13 protein-coding genes are annotated in these 15,569 nt (G+C 52.7%); 4 read left to right on the top strand and 9 right to left on the bottom strand.

Features of this window, described 5'->3' with window-relative positions; translation table 11 throughout:
• The first annotated feature begins 367 nt into the window (after positions 1-367).
• A complete protein-coding gene (locus L2731_RS03385) occupies positions 368-817 on the top strand; it encodes a hypothetical protein (RefSeq protein ID WP_239852326.1) in 450 nt (149 codons plus the stop codon).
• A gap of 789 nt (positions 818-1,606) precedes the next feature.
• Here L2731_RS03385 and L2731_RS03380 read toward each other — a convergent pair.
• From L2731_RS03380 to L2731_RS03370, 3 genes are all read right to left on the bottom strand, one after another.
• Complete coding sequence (locus L2731_RS03380) at positions 1,607-3,028, bottom strand: hypothetical protein (RefSeq protein WP_249251837.1); 1,422 nt, start codon at positions 3,026-3,028, stop codon at positions 1,607-1,609.
• Between the two features lie 69 nt (positions 3,029-3,097).
• Positions 3,098-3,619: a hypothetical protein gene (locus L2731_RS03375; RefSeq protein WP_041508532.1), complete on the bottom strand. Its 522-nt coding sequence runs from the start codon at positions 3,617-3,619 to the stop codon at positions 3,098-3,100.
• Positions 3,612-4,433: a winged helix-turn-helix domain-containing protein gene (locus L2731_RS03370; protein WP_249251836.1), complete on the bottom strand. Its 822-nt coding sequence runs from the start codon at positions 4,431-4,433 to the stop codon at positions 3,612-3,614. Before L2731_RS03370 ends, L2731_RS03375 begins: the two co-directional genes overlap by 8 nt.
• 457 nt (positions 4,434-4,890) lie before the next feature.
• Between L2731_RS03370 and L2731_RS03365 the strand changes: the two genes are divergently transcribed.
• Together L2731_RS03365 and L2731_RS03360 are read left to right on the top strand one after the other, a co-directional pair.
• A complete protein-coding gene (locus tag L2731_RS03365; RefSeq protein ID WP_041508665.1) occupies positions 4,891-5,712 on the top strand; it encodes a cytochrome c3 family protein in 822 nt (273 codons plus the stop codon).
• Between the two features lie 11 nt (positions 5,713-5,723).
• Entirely contained in the window at positions 5,724-6,248 is a 525-nt protein-coding gene (locus tag L2731_RS03360; RefSeq protein ID WP_249251835.1) for a hypothetical protein, read from the top strand.
• A 325-nt stretch (positions 6,249-6,573) separates the two neighbouring features.
• On the opposite strand, the gene L2731_RS03355 is transcribed toward L2731_RS03360, so the two are convergent.
• The 6 genes from L2731_RS03355 to tkt all read right to left on the bottom strand — a co-directional run bounded on the left by L2731_RS03355 (position 6,574) and on the right by tkt (position 13,866).
• Positions 6,574-7,029 (bottom strand): winged helix-turn-helix domain-containing protein, encoded by a 456-nt coding sequence (locus L2731_RS03355; RefSeq protein WP_052813600.1) that lies wholly within the window; start codon positions 7,027-7,029, stop codon positions 6,574-6,576.
• 244 nt (positions 7,030-7,273) lie between these two features.
• A complete protein-coding gene (locus L2731_RS03350) occupies positions 7,274-8,014 on the bottom strand; it encodes a DUF481 domain-containing protein (protein ID WP_249251834.1) in 741 nt (246 codons plus the stop codon).
• 215 nt (positions 8,015-8,229) lie between these two features.
• Positions 8,230-9,294, bottom strand: a complete 1,065-nt coding sequence (gene fba / locus L2731_RS03345; protein WP_041508528.1) for a class II fructose-bisphosphate aldolase — start codon at positions 9,292-9,294, stop codon at positions 8,230-8,232.
• Positions 9,295-9,449: 155 nt separating this feature from the next.
• Positions 9,450-10,625, bottom strand: a complete 1,176-nt coding sequence (locus L2731_RS03340) for a phosphoglycerate kinase (protein WP_249251833.1) — start codon at positions 10,623-10,625, stop codon at positions 9,450-9,452.
• 101 nt (positions 10,626-10,726) lie between these two features.
• Complete coding sequence (gene epd, locus L2731_RS03335; RefSeq protein WP_249251832.1) at positions 10,727-11,743, bottom strand: erythrose-4-phosphate dehydrogenase; 1,017 nt, start codon at positions 11,741-11,743, stop codon at positions 10,727-10,729.
• A 128-nt stretch (positions 11,744-11,871) separates the two neighbouring features.
• Positions 11,872-13,866 carry a transketolase gene (gene tkt, locus L2731_RS03330; protein ID WP_249251831.1) on the bottom strand — a complete coding sequence of 665 codons (1,995 nt, stop codon included), beginning with the start codon at positions 13,864-13,866 and terminating at the stop codon, positions 11,872-11,874.
• Positions 13,867-14,378: 512 nt separating this feature from the next.
• Between tkt and metK the strand changes: the two genes are divergently transcribed.
• Positions 14,379-15,530: a methionine adenosyltransferase gene (gene metK / locus L2731_RS03325; RefSeq protein ID WP_249251829.1), complete on the top strand. Its 1,152-nt coding sequence runs from the start codon at positions 14,379-14,381 to the stop codon at positions 15,528-15,530.
• The last annotated feature ends 39 nt before the right edge of the window (positions 15,531-15,569 follow it).

Below are 15,569 nucleotides of genomic sequence, written 5' to 3'. Positions count from 1 at the left end.
AGGTTGCACCTTCGTGGCAATCTAACGCCTGTCCGGCGGGGAGCGTGCAAACACTATTTTGGCTCGCCACGAGCACTTCCTTGTGGGCTCTGCGAAATCATCCCTGATTTCGAAGGCCAAAATCGTGTTTACACTGGGTATCCAACGTCTCTTCGATTTAGCGGTATTTGGCGCGAGTAGCGAATCTAAAGGCTGGATTATTTTTGCCCCATTCCTTGTTTAGTATGGCTGAACTAGCTTTGATTGGTATTGGACTGTTGACCTAATTTTAGTAATGCTACAAAGTGTCTACTGTTCTAGAGGCTTACCAAGCCGCTGAATGCGGCGTTGGTATGAGCTCATCATTTACTTAGTTAAGAGTTAATAATTGGATATCTTAGAAATTTTTAAAGACTACATATTTGCAGTCTTAATGGCGCTGTTTTTAGCTTATATTACGTATCAACAGTTAGTAACTAACCGTCAGAAACTCAAACTAGATCTCTACAATAAGAGATTTGAGGTATATACGGCTACGTTAAAGTTTTACCAAGAACTAATAGGCGATGGTGTTACCTCAGAAACTCACAAGGACTTCATCGAGAAAAAGGAAGCAGCCAAATTCTTGTTCTCAGAAGATGCATCAATTTACGAATTGCTCAATGAACTGCACGAAAAGTCATTTAAGGTAAAAGCTTTCAAAGGTCATCGTAAAGAACTTGAGTCCAGCCCTGAAATATTCAGCAAAGCGGCACAAGAGTCTCTAGAGGTAGTTAACTGGTCAGTTGAAGCCGTCAAATCTCTCAGCAGTAAATTAGAGAAATATTTAAACATGTAGCAAGTTTCGTATAATAAGGCGTTTAAGGCGGATTCCCAACGCTTGGTATTCTCCGTTTGATTCAGTTTTAGTGTTTACGGCACAATGGTTTAGGTAGGGGGTAGCGTTGCTCAGCACTTAACGCGGCGTTAGCCCTTAGAAATTTTTATCCGAAACTGACAAGTTAGAGTTAAGGCTTTAACTCGGAAATGTCCAAAAATGGCTTAACTTGAACAATTGCAAAGATCAAATACGGCTAAATCGAAGAGATGAATAACTAGGTGTAGATACGCCGGTGAGCTTCCGTGACAGGGATGTCACGGTAGAGCCTACAGGGAATGTACTTGCGGCGTCTCACTGGCGTATCTGCACGTAAAGCCTGCCGCAGGCAATTCAAAACAATAACGGTTAACGCTATACATAGCCAAATTCGTCAAAGCTAGTTGAAGCTCAAAAACTAAATGCTTTATCTAATAAACCCTATCCATCAACCACAATGGTTAATCGAAAAGATGAGAAACTAGGTGTAGATACGCCGGTGAGCTTCCGAAACAGGGCCAAAAATGTTCCCTACATTTTTGGCATTCCCTCCGTCCATGGAGGTCAGATGTTTCGGCAGAGCCTACAGGGAATGTACTTGCGGCGTCTCACAGGCGTATCTGCACGTAAGGTCGCTCATTCACATCCATGTGATCGCGACATTGGTGCATCCATGCACTGCACCTTCCGCAGGCAATTCAAAAAAATGAAGGTTAACGCTACATTACGTTTAAATAAATCCAAGCTAGGTCTGCTTGCCAATACCGCAATCTAGGCGCTTGGACTTGCGCCTTCCTCATCGTGTTCCATCCCAATGGCCTCTACCCCATCTGGTAGCGCACTCTCACTGATATCCACTATGGTGGAGCGGTTCATGGTGATCTTGTAGCGGGCAAACTGGGGGGGCTTGCGGCCCTCCAGCAGGGAAAGCACCAGGTTGATCTGGTAGCGGCGTTCTACCGAGTCGCTGCTGATCTTGCCATCGGCCTCCTTGTAGATCTTGGCCTTGCCGCGCTCCAGGTAGCGGGCGAAGGGAGCCAGGCTGAAGTTCACCTGCTCCTGTATGGTGGAGTAGCCGGCGAGGAAGTCTTTGCTGGCGATACGCGAGTTGATGCCATAGTGCAGTATGTCGGCGTCCAGCTTATTCTGGCTGTGGCGGCGCTTCAATATCTCGTCTATCTCCTCGGGGAGATCCTTAGACTTGATGAAGTCTATCCACACATGCTGCCTGGCGATCATCGCCTGGCTGGTAGTATCACGCAGGATGCGGCTCCAGCGGGGACGGCCCTTCTGGATCACCCGCCACAGGGCGTTGCGAATATCTTCCTTGAAGATCTCACGAAAGCCATAGATCACCGCCAGGGTGAACACCAAGGCCATGGTGAGGCCGCTGAAGATCCCCTGGGCCTTGATGATGAGCGACGAGACCACCAACATCACGAAGGCGGTGGCGATCCCCGTGGTCATCTTCTTCAGGCCCACACCTAATCGTTTCTGCTCCTCTTTCAACACAACCCCTTGCTGGATCAGGCGGCGCAGCAGCAACATCTTGTTGGAGATGCGGTTGGGATCGTTGAGAGTCTGGGAGGAGTTATAGTTCTTGCTGTCGCGATAGCTGCTCTCGCTGCGGCACAGGTTGATCACCTCCTCGGTCACCTCGCTGTAGTCGCTGCTGCGGGGCGCGTGGGACATGAGTTTCAACAGGCGCTGCTCACAGAACCAGGAGAGGTAGTTGTCGGCGTTCTCGAAGTAGTGCTTCCACTTAGGGTCGCTGGGCTCGTTACGGCGAAACTTCTTCAGCAGCTGAGTGACGATCTCGCTGAGATCTTTGAGGGAGGCATAAAACTGCTCCACATCCTCCACCTGGGCCAGCTCCTTGCTGTCGGTCTCGATGGCCACGGCAAACTGATAGGCAAACAAGTTGAGGTAGAGTCTGAACTCCTCGACGGTACGCTTCTTCTGGCTGATGAAACGCCCCTGCACCAGCGGCAGATGCAAGCCTGAGGAGTAATAGGAGCGTCGGCCGGCGATGGCCGCATGATAATATTCTTCTTCGTCAAGGCTCTGGGGATTGATCCCCATCTCTTTGGGCAGAAAGAAATAGAGGTCGAGCCGCCTATGGTCACCCACCTTCATCTGATGGGTAAACTTGATCGACAGAGACTCTTCCTGCTTGATATTGACCTTAGACACAAAACCTCAGAATAATAGAATTATTTCAGTAATTTAGAAATGCACATCCTGAGTATAGCCTAAGTGCGACTATTGCACTATACGGCAACCGCAGACGGTATTACTCGGCTGGAATAATACCACCGCATAGTCCCTGTGGGGATCTAATTCCAATGTCTCGATGGAGAGGTTATGCATCCCCTTGCTGTCTAAGTTAAACGAGCTGATATAGGAGAGATATTGCATATGCCTTGGCATGGTCTCGGCCGATTCGGTACCTATCTCCTCCTTGGTCTCTACCGAGAAGTGATAACGGCCGTTGGCCTTATCGAAATCGAGGAAGCTGCCCTGCATGCGTATGGTGCCCGCCGAAGTGCCGTCGAGGTTAAAGTAGCGATAGTTGATCTGCGCCTGCTGCTTCTTGGCCATGATATCCACCAGCAGATAGTGACGTCCCTCGGCCTGAGCCTCGTCGCGGCGATCGAACAGCTCGGAGCTACAGCTGAGCATGATGCTTTCGCTGGGATAGAGATAGCGATAACTGATGGTGATGCTTATCGCCAGCAGCCCCAGCACAATAATATTGATCGCCCACAGTACCTTTCTATTCACACAGAGATACCTCTTTAAACCAGGCCTCGGAGATAAACCGCTTCTGCTGCCTGTAATCGGTTAACTTAAGGTTGCGCACCAATGACTGCCCCATCTTCTCGCCTCGCATGGTGATGTTAAACACTTGCTTGTCGTGGGACAGCGACATATAGACCTCTTTCCAGGGCGAAGACTCACAGCGCTCAAACGCCTGAGACATCTTCTCCGACAGGCGCAGCAAAGAGGTGTTATTGGTCTTGGACTTGGCGTAGCTGATAAACATCATCTTCTGCCCCGACTCCAGGGTGATACCGTGGCGCAGATAGGGTTCGCTATGTTGCACCTCGAGATTCACCGAAGAGAAGAGCTGCAAGGAGACCAAAGCGCCCAGTAGCAGGACGATCAGCCCTATCCACAGCTTGATCCAGCGATGGCGTTTGCCAAACAGCCAGGCTAAAACCGCCTCTATGCGCTCGCCCACACCATGGAGCTCTCCCTTTGCAGGTGCGTTATCGGCATGATGCACGCTTGAGGGCACGGCGCTATCCAGGCGCAGGCGATAGCCCTTGCCCTTGACGGTTTCTATCATATGTTCATGCAGCGGGCCGAGGAAGGAGCGCAACATAAATACTGCCCGCGCCACCGACGAATCGCTTAGCGGCGGGTGTTCGTCATCCCCGGCACCCAAGACGCGCTTAGCCACCACCTTGTCGCTATTGGCCAGCAGGAGCAATAGCACCTGCAGTTCGGCGCGCGGTAGATGCCACTCTTCACCCGTCAGCTCGTTGGTGAGCACGCCAGCATGTCTGTCGAATCGGCAATCACCCAGTTGCATCTTTGTTACTCTGTCGTTTCATTGCTAATAAGCTTATGCAAACGCAGTAAAAAAATCTGTGATCCCCTCTATCTCCTCGAAACTCATCTAAAAAATGACCTTACAGTCGCTAGGGAATAATAAGCTATGTGATCCCCGCCGCCTTCTTCACGTCCATAGGCCCACTATTTATCGCCACGCGAAAGCTGCAAATTAACATGAATGTTACAAATAAGATGATCTAGCCCACAGTGCAATCTAGCCAAACAATACCCAGCCAACACATTAATTGAACAAATCGATGCAAGGCACCCAAAAAACGCCTGCCAGCAGATGCTCATCCATCCCAAGGCTTCATCCAGCCCAAATCACACTATTTGCAATCTACCCGGACCACACTGACCCCAAGTTCAAACCGGCGTATCCCTTTAACCACGCCAACAACAAAAATAACATCTATCCAAGTGAGGACATTGTCATGACCATCAATAGACGCCAAGCACTTAGCCAAATCATCGGCATCAGCACCGCCGCGGCAGGCGCAACCCTAATGGGCACATCGGCCTTCGCCGCCACCGACGAACAAGGCAACTACAAACTGGAACTGGGTGAAAAGCTCAAGTATGTTCCACTCGATCCTATGGCGACGGCCAAGCTGGCCTATGAGACTGGCGGCGGATGTATGCACCAGGTGTTCTACGCCTTAGTGACTATGCTGGCCAACTCTGACAGCCCAGACGCCGACAAGTTTAAGACGATTCCAACGGCGCTGGCCGGTTATGGCTGGGCGGGTATCGTGGGCCAGGGCACAGTGTGTGGTAACAACAACGCCACCGGCATGCTGGTCAACATCTTAGACGACATCAACGGTCAAAACTCTGCCGTGATCGGTGCCTCTTTCCGCTACTACGAGGTGACCGAGCTGCCGTATTCAAGCGATGAGTTCGTGGCTGGTATCGGCTCTACCGCCGAGAAGACGGCCCTGGTCGGTAAGTCATCGGTTGCCAACAGTATCCTGTGTCACTCATCTATCAGTAACTGGTCTAAGGCCTCTGGCTTTACCTTCAGCCAGAAGGGCGAGCGTTGTAAGCGTCTGTCGGCCTCTGTGGCCTATCATCTGGTCGAGCTGCTTAACCGCGCCCATGCAGGCGAAGATATCTCGGCACTACCTGAGTCAAAGCCTTCAAGCGAGGCCCAAGGCTGTCAAAGCTGTCACGGCGTAGAGACCACCATGGGCAGCGCCGCCAGCGTGAAGTCTGACATGGAATGTACGACTTGCCATACCGGCCACTTTAACTAAAGGAGCAGGTCATGAATGAGAAGTTATTAACTGCCCTACTGGCAACGGCGCTTATCTGCGGCGGCTGCGGTAGCGACGACAACGATGATAAGGATGACGGCGGTAACATTACTCCGCCACCAGTTGCCGACACCATAGATGCCGGTGAGGCCTTAGCCATCAACCTGACCCTGGCCGAGTTTGACGGCGCAACGGGCGCACTGAACTTTGCCCTGAAGGATGCTGACGGCCTGGCCATCACCAATGCCAAGGATTATCGCATCGTCTACTTCGGCTTCCCCGACAGCACGACAGCGTCTTCTAACGCCAAGGCTTGGAAACACTGGCACGTGACCCAGAGCTATCTGTGTGACAGCGCCGAAGGCGACTGCCAGGGCGTGCTAACAGAGACTGACAAGGGTCAGTACAGTTTCGATGCAACCGATCTTAACTGGGACGCCAACACGGCGCCTGGTTCAGTAAAGGAATATAAGGTCGGAATCGAGATAAAAGGTGCCAAGGCGACCAACGAACTGGTTCTGCTCCCCTCCACTTAACCCACTGCACCACTTTGAGGGTCACCGCCTAGCGTGTGGCCCTTTTTTTATGACCCGATTTTATACCAATCGTAATAAATAATTGATCATTCTAGCTTGTTAAAACGCTCGATAACTGTATTAGTATTTTTAATTGTAGAATAACTACTTATCTAAAAATCCTGCTTTGTTCTCAAGCGTTTTTTCTGCGCTATTTCTGATCCCATATTTACTGTGATTGGTATTAGAAAGCATCCCGTGTCGGCCGAGGCTGAGACTAGGTATGCAAACTACACATGCGCACGAGTATGGGCATGAACTGGCCTAGCCAGAGATCGGGAGGAGGCTATTGCTCGCCGAGCAGTTCGCCTAGGGAAGGCAGATAGTTGGAGGGCTCAAATACGGAATAGATGAGCAGAAACAGCAGCAACAGCTGGGAGATCAGCAGGATATATTGTTGCTTGGTCATGCGGCGAATTGGGCCGCTGCCCAGCAGCTCGCGGTGAGGTGAGAGTTTGGCGTGCAGTATGTAACCCTGATCGCCCACCGACTCCAGCAGCTTGCCCGACGGGCTACCGAGAAAGAAGCGAATACGATCCACCGCCTGTACCAGACGCGCCATGTTGGCCTCCTCCTCTGGCAGGCAGGCCAAGAGGTCGGCATTGGACATCACCTGTCCACGGCGCTCGGTCAGTAATTTGAGTACGGCAAACTCCGCACCCGGCATACGCCAGCTGGTGTCATTGTCTTGATTTGACAGCGTCGACTGAGACGGCTCAAACCAACAGCAACCTATTTGCATCGGGGTCTCACATTAAGGGAATCACACAAAAATCACGAAGCCAAACCTGGCTATCGTCTCTTTGCTAGTGTGACACTTAAGCCCGGCGACTTTCGTGACAATCAGCACATAACCCATTAAATTATTTAAATAATTATGATACATCTCGATACAGATTTAAGCTGACCCAGGCCTATTTTCAGGCTGATTTCAGCTAAAAAAAAGACGCCCCGAAAGGCGTCTCTTGAACCCAATAAAAACCCTATTAGAAAGAGTACAATAGGGTCATGTTGGTTTCGGTATCTGTGCTCTTCTTGTCGTCCAGCGGCTCGCTGTTGTAACGCACGATAACCGCAAACTTCATCGCCAGCGCGCCAACGATATTCGCCGTGATAGAAGTCTCTGAGCGGCCTTCCAGGCTCTCACCATAATCGGCCACAAACAGCTGCTTGAACTTAGAGTTGTCGGTGATCTCGGTTTCGAAGTTCATCACGCCGTGTGCCACCCAGCTATCTTCGGTGTCATAACCCGCTTCGGCGGCGCTCTCATCGTCCAGGCGCTTGTACTGGTAACCAGGACCCACTTCGATAGCTAAGGTCGTCTTCTCGGTATCGACAAACTTGTAACCATAACCGGCAGAAATCGTAGACTTAGAATCGAAACCGGTAAAGGGATCGATCTCGTGGTTGGCGTTGGCAAACATATAGTTCACGTCGCTGAACTTGTAGTTGCCCTGTACCAGACCGTAGTAGCGCTTACCCGTCTCTTCGCCGCTATCTTCTTTATAGAGGGCTTCTAACAGGTACTGGTTTTCCCAGTTGCCCAGCTCATGCTTCATGTCCAGACGGCCCTTGAGCGAGGTCGTCTCTGTGTTACCTGTGGTAACCGTCGCACCCAGTTCGGCGTCGGCGGCAAAGGTTCTGTCACCCTTAACAAAATCGGCACCCGCATGGGCAGCAAAAGGAGCCGCCATCAGGATGGCCGTGGCTGTCAGCAGTTTTTTCATTATTTGTTTACCTATTTATCTAAGTCCCTTAAAAATTGGCGCAATAGTATCATTCGGCGCACAGAAATGAAAATTGCACTTGCCTTTGCAGCATTTTGAACTAGCCACTCACCTAACGGCGAGAGTTAGTCCTTACTTTTTATTGCGCTTTGGCCATAAAAAAGCCCGCCGAAATGGCGGGCCTTTGTCAAACTACCTATGGCTATCAAACCGAATTAGTTCACCTGTGGATCTAACTCGCCAGACTGATATGCCTTGTACATGGCTTGCAGTGACTTAGGCTTGATCTTAGAGCCCATGCCAGCCGCACCGAAGGCTTCGTAGCGTACGGTACAGATGTCTGCCATCGCTTCCATAGAGGCCTTAAGGAATTTACGCGGGTCGAACTCGCTTGGGTTTTCCGCCAGGAACTTACGTACCGCACCGGTAGAGGCCAGACGCAGGTCGGTGTCGATGTTAACCTTACGCACGCCGTGCTTGATGCCTTCGACGATCTCTTCCAGTGGTACACCATAAGTTTCAGGGATGGCGCCGCCATACTGGTTGATCACTTCCAGCCACTCTTGTGGCACAGAAGATGAACCGTGCATCACCAGGTGAGTGTTAGGGATACGCGCGTGGATCTCCTTGATACGGTCGATACGCAGCACGTCACCGGTAGGCTTACGGCTAAACTTGTAGGCACCATGGCTGGTACCGATAGCGATAGCCAGGGCATCGACGTGAGTGTCGGCCACGAAACGCGCCGCTTCTTCCGGCGTAGTCAGCAGCTGCTCTTCGCTCAGGATACCTTCGGCGCCAACACCATCTTCTTCACCGGCTTGGCCAGTTTCCAGGCTACCCAGACAACCGATCTCACCTTCTACCGACACACCACAGGCGTGTGCGAAGGCAACCGTCTTACGGGTTACGTCGACGTTGTACTCGTATGTAGCCGGTGTCTTACCATCGGCCATCAGCGAGCCGTCCATCATGACTGAAGACATACCCAGCTGGATAGAACGCTGACACACGTCAGGGTGAGTACCGTGATCCTGGTGAATACACACAGGAATATCTGGGTACTGCTCGAGCGCCGCCGCCATCAGATACTTAAGGAACTGAGGACGAGCATACTTACGTGCACCGGCTGACGCCTGAACGATAACCGGGCTGTCTGTGGCTTCTGCCGCCTGCATGATGGCGCGCATCTGCTCCAGGTTGTTAACGTTGAACGCGGGAACGCCGTATCCGTGCTCTGCGGCATGGTCTAGCAGTTGACGTAGGGAAATTAAGGCCATTTTTAACTCCAATAATAGGGTGGTCATCGGGCGCAGCCCGCTTAACCACCGAGGTCACTATCGTTTGGACAGATTTTTATACCGATAGCCAAACCTGCAATTCCATGCGGCCCGACTATCGGCGGTTTCTTATAATACTAATTATCTTTTTTTACTTATTCGCCGCGGCTTTCCAGCATAGCCACAGCAGGCAGTTCCTTACCTTCCAAGAATTCCAGGAAGGCGCCACCACCGGTAGAGATGTAAGAGACCTTGTCGGCGATCTCATACTTGTCGACCGCCGCCAGGGTATCGCCACCGCCGGCGATAGAGAAGGCAGAAGAGTCGGCGATCGCCTGAGCGATGCGCTTGGTGCCTTCACCGAACTGGTCGAACTCGAACACGCCTACAGGGCCGTTCCAGACGATGGTGCCGGCATTCTTAAGGATCTCGGCCAAGGCCTCGGCGCTGTCGGGACCGATATCGAAGATCATATCTTCATCTGCCACCTGCTCGACCGGCTTGAGGGTCGCGCTCGCCGTTGGGCTGAACTCGCCAGCCACAACCACATCGGTAGGGACTGGGATATCGCCGCCACGGCTCTGGGCGTTAGCCACCAGACGCTTGGCTTCATCGATTAGGTCTGCTTCATAGAGGGACTTACCCACGTTGTGACCGGCTGCGGCGATGAAGGTGTTGGCGATACCGCCACCAACGACCAGCTGGTCAACCACACCAGAGAGGCTCTCGAGCACGGTCAGCTTGGTCGATACCTTAGAGCCACCTACGATGGCTACCAAAGGACGCGCCGGGTTGTCCATCGCCTTACCCAGGGCTTCCAGTTCACCGGCCAATAGCGGACCGGCGCAGGCCACAGGGGCGTACAGGCCGACACCATGGGTCGATGCCTGAGCGCGGTGAGCGGTGCCGAAGGCATCCATTACATAGACATCACACAGGGCGGCCAGCTTCTTGGCCAGCGCCTCGTCGTTCTTCTTCTCGCCCACGTTAAAGCGCACGTTCTCGAACACCACGACTTCACCGACATTGGCTTCTACGCCGTCCAGGTAGTCTTTGGCCAGACGTACCGGGCAATCCAGCGCCTTCTCCAGGTAATCCACAACCGGCTGCATAGAGAACTCGCTGTTGTACTCGCCTTCGGTCGGACGACCCAGGTGAGACATCACCATCACGGCCGCGCCTTTCTCCAGCGCCAGCTTGATGGTTGGCAGAGAAGCACGCAGACGCGCATCGCTGGTGACCACACCATTGCTGACCGGGACATTGAGGTCTTCACGGATAAGCACGCGCTTGCCCTGAAGATCTAACGCTGACATATTGATAATCGCCATTTCACGTTTCCTTAAGTTTAAAGTTAAAAATAAAAGTTAAAGCAAAACTGGATTTCCCACCGCCGGGACGCTTCACCGGCACTAGGCTAAAAACATTCAAATCAGGCTCTTACGGCCTTTATCATCTCTAAACTGGTGTCCAACATACGGTTGGCAAAGCCCCACTCGTTGTCACACCACAAGAGTAATTTCACCAGATGGCCGTCGCTCACCCGCGTCTGGGTGCCGTCGACGATACTGGATCTGGGATCATGGTTAAAATCGCACGATACCAATGGCGCATTAGTATAGCCCACAACCCCTTGGTATGAGCCATTTGCCGCCTGAGATAATACCTGGTTCACTGTATCGATATCGACACGTTTATCTAAGGTGACCGATAAGTCAATTGCAGTCACATTAATTGTCGGCACGCGCACAGATATCGCCTCAAACTTATCCTTCATCTCGGGCAGGATACGCTCGATCCCTCTGGCCAGCTTGGTATCGACCGGAATGATCGACTGCCCCGCCGCGCGGGTACGTCTGAGGTCGTCATGATAGGCGTCGATCACCTGCTGATCGTTCATCGCCGAGTGAATCGTAGTGATGGCGCCGCTGCGCACCTTAAAGGCGCGGTCTAGCACCTGGATAATGGGCACCAGGCAGTTGGTGGTGCATGAGGCGTTGGAGACCACCTGATGCTCCGCCTTGAGATCTTGATGATTCACACCATAGACTATGGTGGCGTCTACGTCGCCGGATGAGGGGTGGCTGATCAGCACCTGTTTGGCGCCCGCCTTGATGTGGGCCTCACAGGCCTGGCGGTCGATGAGGGCACCCGTGGCCTCATACACGATATCGATATCCAGAGATTTCCAGGGAAGCTTCTCGGCATCTTCCTCATGCAGCAATTGGATATGGTCATCCCCTATGGTCATCGTATTGGCGTCGAGTGACGCGGGAGACTGAAAGCGACCATGGGTGGTATCGTATTGGGTCAGATGAAGCATGGCTTCGGGGTTGGCAAGTTCATTAATGGCGACAATCTGGATCTGATCCCGCTTGCCTGACTCATAGAGGGCACGAAGAATCGAGCGGCCAATCCGGCCATAACCATTAATCGCAACTTTAATCATTAATTGCTTCCACTCCTAACACCGTCCTGAGATAGGCTTCTTGATGCGACAACGGCCTATCGTTATCGATAAGCCGAGTCATCATGGCATAGGGCAACTGCTTGCCCTACGCCCTTGGTGGCAATGCCTTATAGTATGGCGTTAGCCTTGGCTACCACGTTTTCCACTGTGAAGCCAAAGTGCTTCATCAGTGCGCCGCCTGGTGCAGACTCACCGAAGGTGGTCATGCCAACGATGGCGCCGTCGAAACCAACATACTTGTGCCAGTAGTCCACGTGAGCCGCTTCGATAGCGACACGCTTGGTGACAGAAGCTGGCAGTACAGAGGCCTTGTAGTCGGCGTCTTGCGCGTCGAACACGTCGGTCGATGGCATAGAGACTACACGTACCGCCTTGCCCTGTTCGGTCAGCGCCTTAGCAGAATCCAGTGCCAGCTGCACCTCACTACCCGTAGCGATCAGAATAAGATCTGGTGTACCGGCGCAGTCTTGCAACACGTAACCGCCTTTGGCGACGTTAGCCAGTTGCGCTTCGGTGCGTGGCTGTGCAGCTAGGCCCTGGCGGCTGAACACCAGTGAAGTCGGCGCGTTACGACGCTCGATAGCCATCTTCCATGCCACGGCAGTTTCGGCCGCATCACATGGACGCCATACCATCATGTTTGGTGTCATGCGCAGGTTAGCCAGCTGCTCAACCGGTTGGTGAGTCGGGCCATCTTCACCCTGACCGATAGAGTCGTGGGTGTATACGAAGATGTTTTGGATGCCCATCAGTGCAGACATGCGTACCGCATTGCGCGCATATTCCATGAACATCATGAAGGTCGCGCCATAGTTGATGAAGCCACCGTGCAGCGACACACCGTTCATGATGCCGCTCATGCCGAACTCACGCACACCGTAGTAGATGTAGTTACCGGCTGGATCTTCCTGGATGCCCTTAGAACCAGACCATAGGGTCAGGTTAGAACCGGCCAGGTCGGCAGAGCCGCCGAGCAGTTCAGGTAGGGCTGCGCCGAAGGCCGCGATAGCATTTTGTGATGCCTTGCGGCTGGCGATGTTTTCGCCCTTCTCTTGGCACTCTTTGATGAAAGCCTGTGCTTTTTCTTCGAAATCGGCTGGCAGTTCGCCAGTGATCACGCGGCGCTTATATTCGGCAGCCAGCTCTGGGTAAGCGGCTTCATAGGCAGCAAGCTTCTCGTTCCAGGCAGACTCGTTAGCCGCGCCCACTTCTTTAGCGTCCCAACCTGCGTACACGTCGGCAGGGATCTCGAATGGACCATGTTCCCAACCCAGGAATTCACGGGCCGCAGCGATTTCGGCATCGCCCAGTGGCGCGCCGTGACAGTCGTGGCTGCCAGACTTGTTTGGTGAACCGAAACCGATAATGGTCTTGCAGCAGATCATGGTTGGCTTGTCGGTGACTGACTTGGCTTCTTCGATCGCTTTGCGAATAGCATCGCTGTCGTGACCATCGACGCCGGCAATCACGTGCCAGCCGTAAGATTCGAAACGCTTGGCGGTATCGTCGGTGAACCAGCCTTCGACGTGGCCATCGATAGAGATGCCGTTGTCATCCCAGAAGGCAATCAACTTACCAAGGCCCAGGGTACCCGCCAGTGAACAGGCCTCGTGAGAGATACCTTCCATCAGACAGCCATCACCTAGGAAACAGTAGGTGAAGTGGTCAACGATATCGTGTCCAGGACGGTTAAATTGCGCCGCCAGAGTCTTCTCGGCAATCGCCATACCTACGGCGTTGCTGATACCCGCGCCCAGAGGACCCGTAGTCGTTTCAACGCCTGGGGTGTAACCATACTCAGGGTGACCTGGGGTCTTAGAGTGCAGCTGACGGAAGCTCTTTAGCTCATCCATCGGCAGTGCATAACCCGTCAGGTGAAGCAGAGAGTAAATCAGCATAGAGCCGTGGCCGTTTGAAAGGATGAAACGGTCGCGGTCGACCCACTCTGGGTTGTTTGGGTTGTGCTTCAGGAAATCATTCCACAACACTTCGGCGATATCGGCCATACCCAATGGCGCACCTGGGTGACCAGAGTTGGCTTTCTGAACGGCATCCATACTTAACACACGGATAGCGTTTGCGAGTTCTTTACGAGATGACATGCTCTCTCCTGCTGATTTGAATGTTGGGGATTTTGCGGGCCGAATTTGCGGGCAACAATGGGGGCATATTTTCCCCTACTCGCGGATGGGACGCAAATAAATTTCGCCCTTTAGCTTAGATTAAATCCTTCTAGACCCGAAAAACGGCGCTTCTGCCATCCCAGGTAAAACCTCGCTTACCGCCTTAGGGGGAGTCAGGATTTCACTTACCCGCGCCGGAACAACCCGCACCTCCTAGCCACCCCTCTTGGCCGCCGCGGCACTAATCCGTCCGAAGCGATCCTTTGGCAATAAAAAATTGGCGGCTTATAACGTCAATTAAAAATCAGCAATAACAATAAGTTATGGATAACTTTTATTTAAACTCATCCGAGGCATTAGAATAATTACCCGGTTTTACTCCACAATTTTCATCGAAAAGGGTGTTATCCGATCTGATTTCCACTAAAATGGCCGTCTAGATGTAGATACTTCTACACATTCGAATTGTTTAAAGACGAGATTTTTCCATTATGGCAAAGCACTTGTTTACCTCTGAGTCGGTCTCAGAAGGTCATCCAGATAAAATCGCCGATCAAATTTCTGATGCGGTACTCGACGCGATCTTAGAACAAGATCCTAAGGCACGTGTGGCGTGCGAAACATACGTCAAAACCGGCATGGTGATGGTCGGTGGTGAGGTGACCACCTCTGCATGGGTCGACATCGAAGAGCTAACCCGTAAGACGGTACGCGAGATCGGCTACACCCACTCGGACATGGGCTTCGACGCCGACTCTTGTGCGGTACTCAACGCCATTGGTAAGCAGTCTCCAGACATCAACCAGGGTGTCGATCGCGCCGATCCTAAAGAGCAAGGTGCCGGTGACCAGGGCCTGATGTTCGGTTACGCCAGCAACGAAACCGACGTGCTCATGCCTGCGCCTATCACCTATGCCCACGCACTGGTGAAGCGTCAATCGGAAGTACGCAAAGACAAGACACTGCCTTGGCTACGCCCAGATGCCAAGAGCCAGGTGACCTTCGCCTACGAAGACAACAAGATCGTCGGCATCGATGCCGTCGTGCTTTCTACTCAGCACTGCGACAGCGTCAGCCAGTCTGATCTGATCGAAGGCGTGATGGAAACCATCATCAAGCCAGTGCTACCAGCACAGTGGCTGAACAAAGACACCAAGTACTTCATCAACCCAACCGGCCGTTTCGTTATCGGTGGTCCTATGGGTGACTGTGGTCTGACGGGTCGTAAGATCATCGTCGATACCTACGGCGGCATGGCACGTCACGGCGGCGGCGCCTTCTCGGGCAAAGACCCATCGAAAGTTGACCGCAGCGCGGCCTATGCGGCACGTTATGTGGCGAAGAACATAGTGGCAGCCGGTCTGGCGGATCGCTGTGAGATCCAGGTGTCTTACGCTATCGGTGTGGCCGAGCCAACCTCTATCAGCGTCGAAACCTTCGGCACGGGCAAGGTCTCTGAAGAAGTGCTTATCGGCCTGGTGCGTCAGCACTTCGATCTGCGTCCATACGGCCTGACCGAGATGCTGGACCTGGCGCGTCCTATCTACAAGTCGACCGCCGCTTACGGTCACTTCGGTCGTAACGAATTCCCTTGGGAGCGTACCGACAAGGCAGAGGCGCTACGCGCAGACGCCAAGCTATAAGATTGGCGCAAGCCAGTCAGCAAAAAGCCGCCTTTTGGC

The organism is Shewanella aquimarina (assembly GCF_023349185.1).
GTDB lineage: Bacteria > Pseudomonadota > Gammaproteobacteria > Enterobacterales > Shewanellaceae > Shewanella > Shewanella aquimarina.
The sequence above is the reverse complement of the archived record's forward strand: the minus strand, read 5'-3'. Positions and strand labels throughout refer to the sequence as shown.

Excerpts from the sequence above, each read along its gene's own strand:
- L2731_RS03370 (WP_249251836.1), bottom strand. The coding sequence starts at position 4,433 with ATGCAACTGGGTGATTGCCGATTCGACAGACATGCTGGCGTGCTCACC.
- L2731_RS03365 (WP_041508665.1), top strand. The coding sequence starts at position 4,891 with ATGACCATCAATAGACGCCAAGCACTTAGCCAAATCATCGGCATCAGC.
- L2731_RS03360 (WP_249251835.1), top strand. The coding sequence starts at position 5,724 with ATGAATGAGAAGTTATTAACTGCCCTACTGGCAACGGCGCTTATCTGC.
- L2731_RS03355 (WP_052813600.1), bottom strand. The coding sequence starts at position 7,029 with ATGCAAATAGGTTGCTGTTGGTTTGAGCCGTCTCAGTCGACGCTGTCA.
- L2731_RS03350 (WP_249251834.1), bottom strand. The coding sequence starts at position 8,014 with ATGAAAAAACTGCTGACAGCCACGGCCATCCTGATGGCGGCTCCTTTT.
- fba (WP_041508528.1), bottom strand. The coding sequence starts at position 9,294 with ATGGCCTTAATTTCCCTACGTCAACTGCTAGACCATGCCGCAGAGCAC.
- L2731_RS03340 (WP_249251833.1), bottom strand. The coding sequence starts at position 10,625 with ATGGCGATTATCAATATGTCAGCGTTAGATCTTCAGGGCAAGCGCGTG.
- epd (WP_249251832.1), bottom strand. The coding sequence starts at position 11,743 with ATGATTAAAGTTGCGATTAATGGTTATGGCCGGATTGGCCGCTCGATT.
- tkt (WP_249251831.1), bottom strand. The coding sequence starts at position 13,866 with ATGTCATCTCGTAAAGAACTCGCAAACGCTATCCGTGTGTTAAGTATG.
- metK (WP_249251829.1), top strand. The coding sequence starts at position 14,379 with ATGGCAAAGCACTTGTTTACCTCTGAGTCGGTCTCAGAAGGTCATCCA.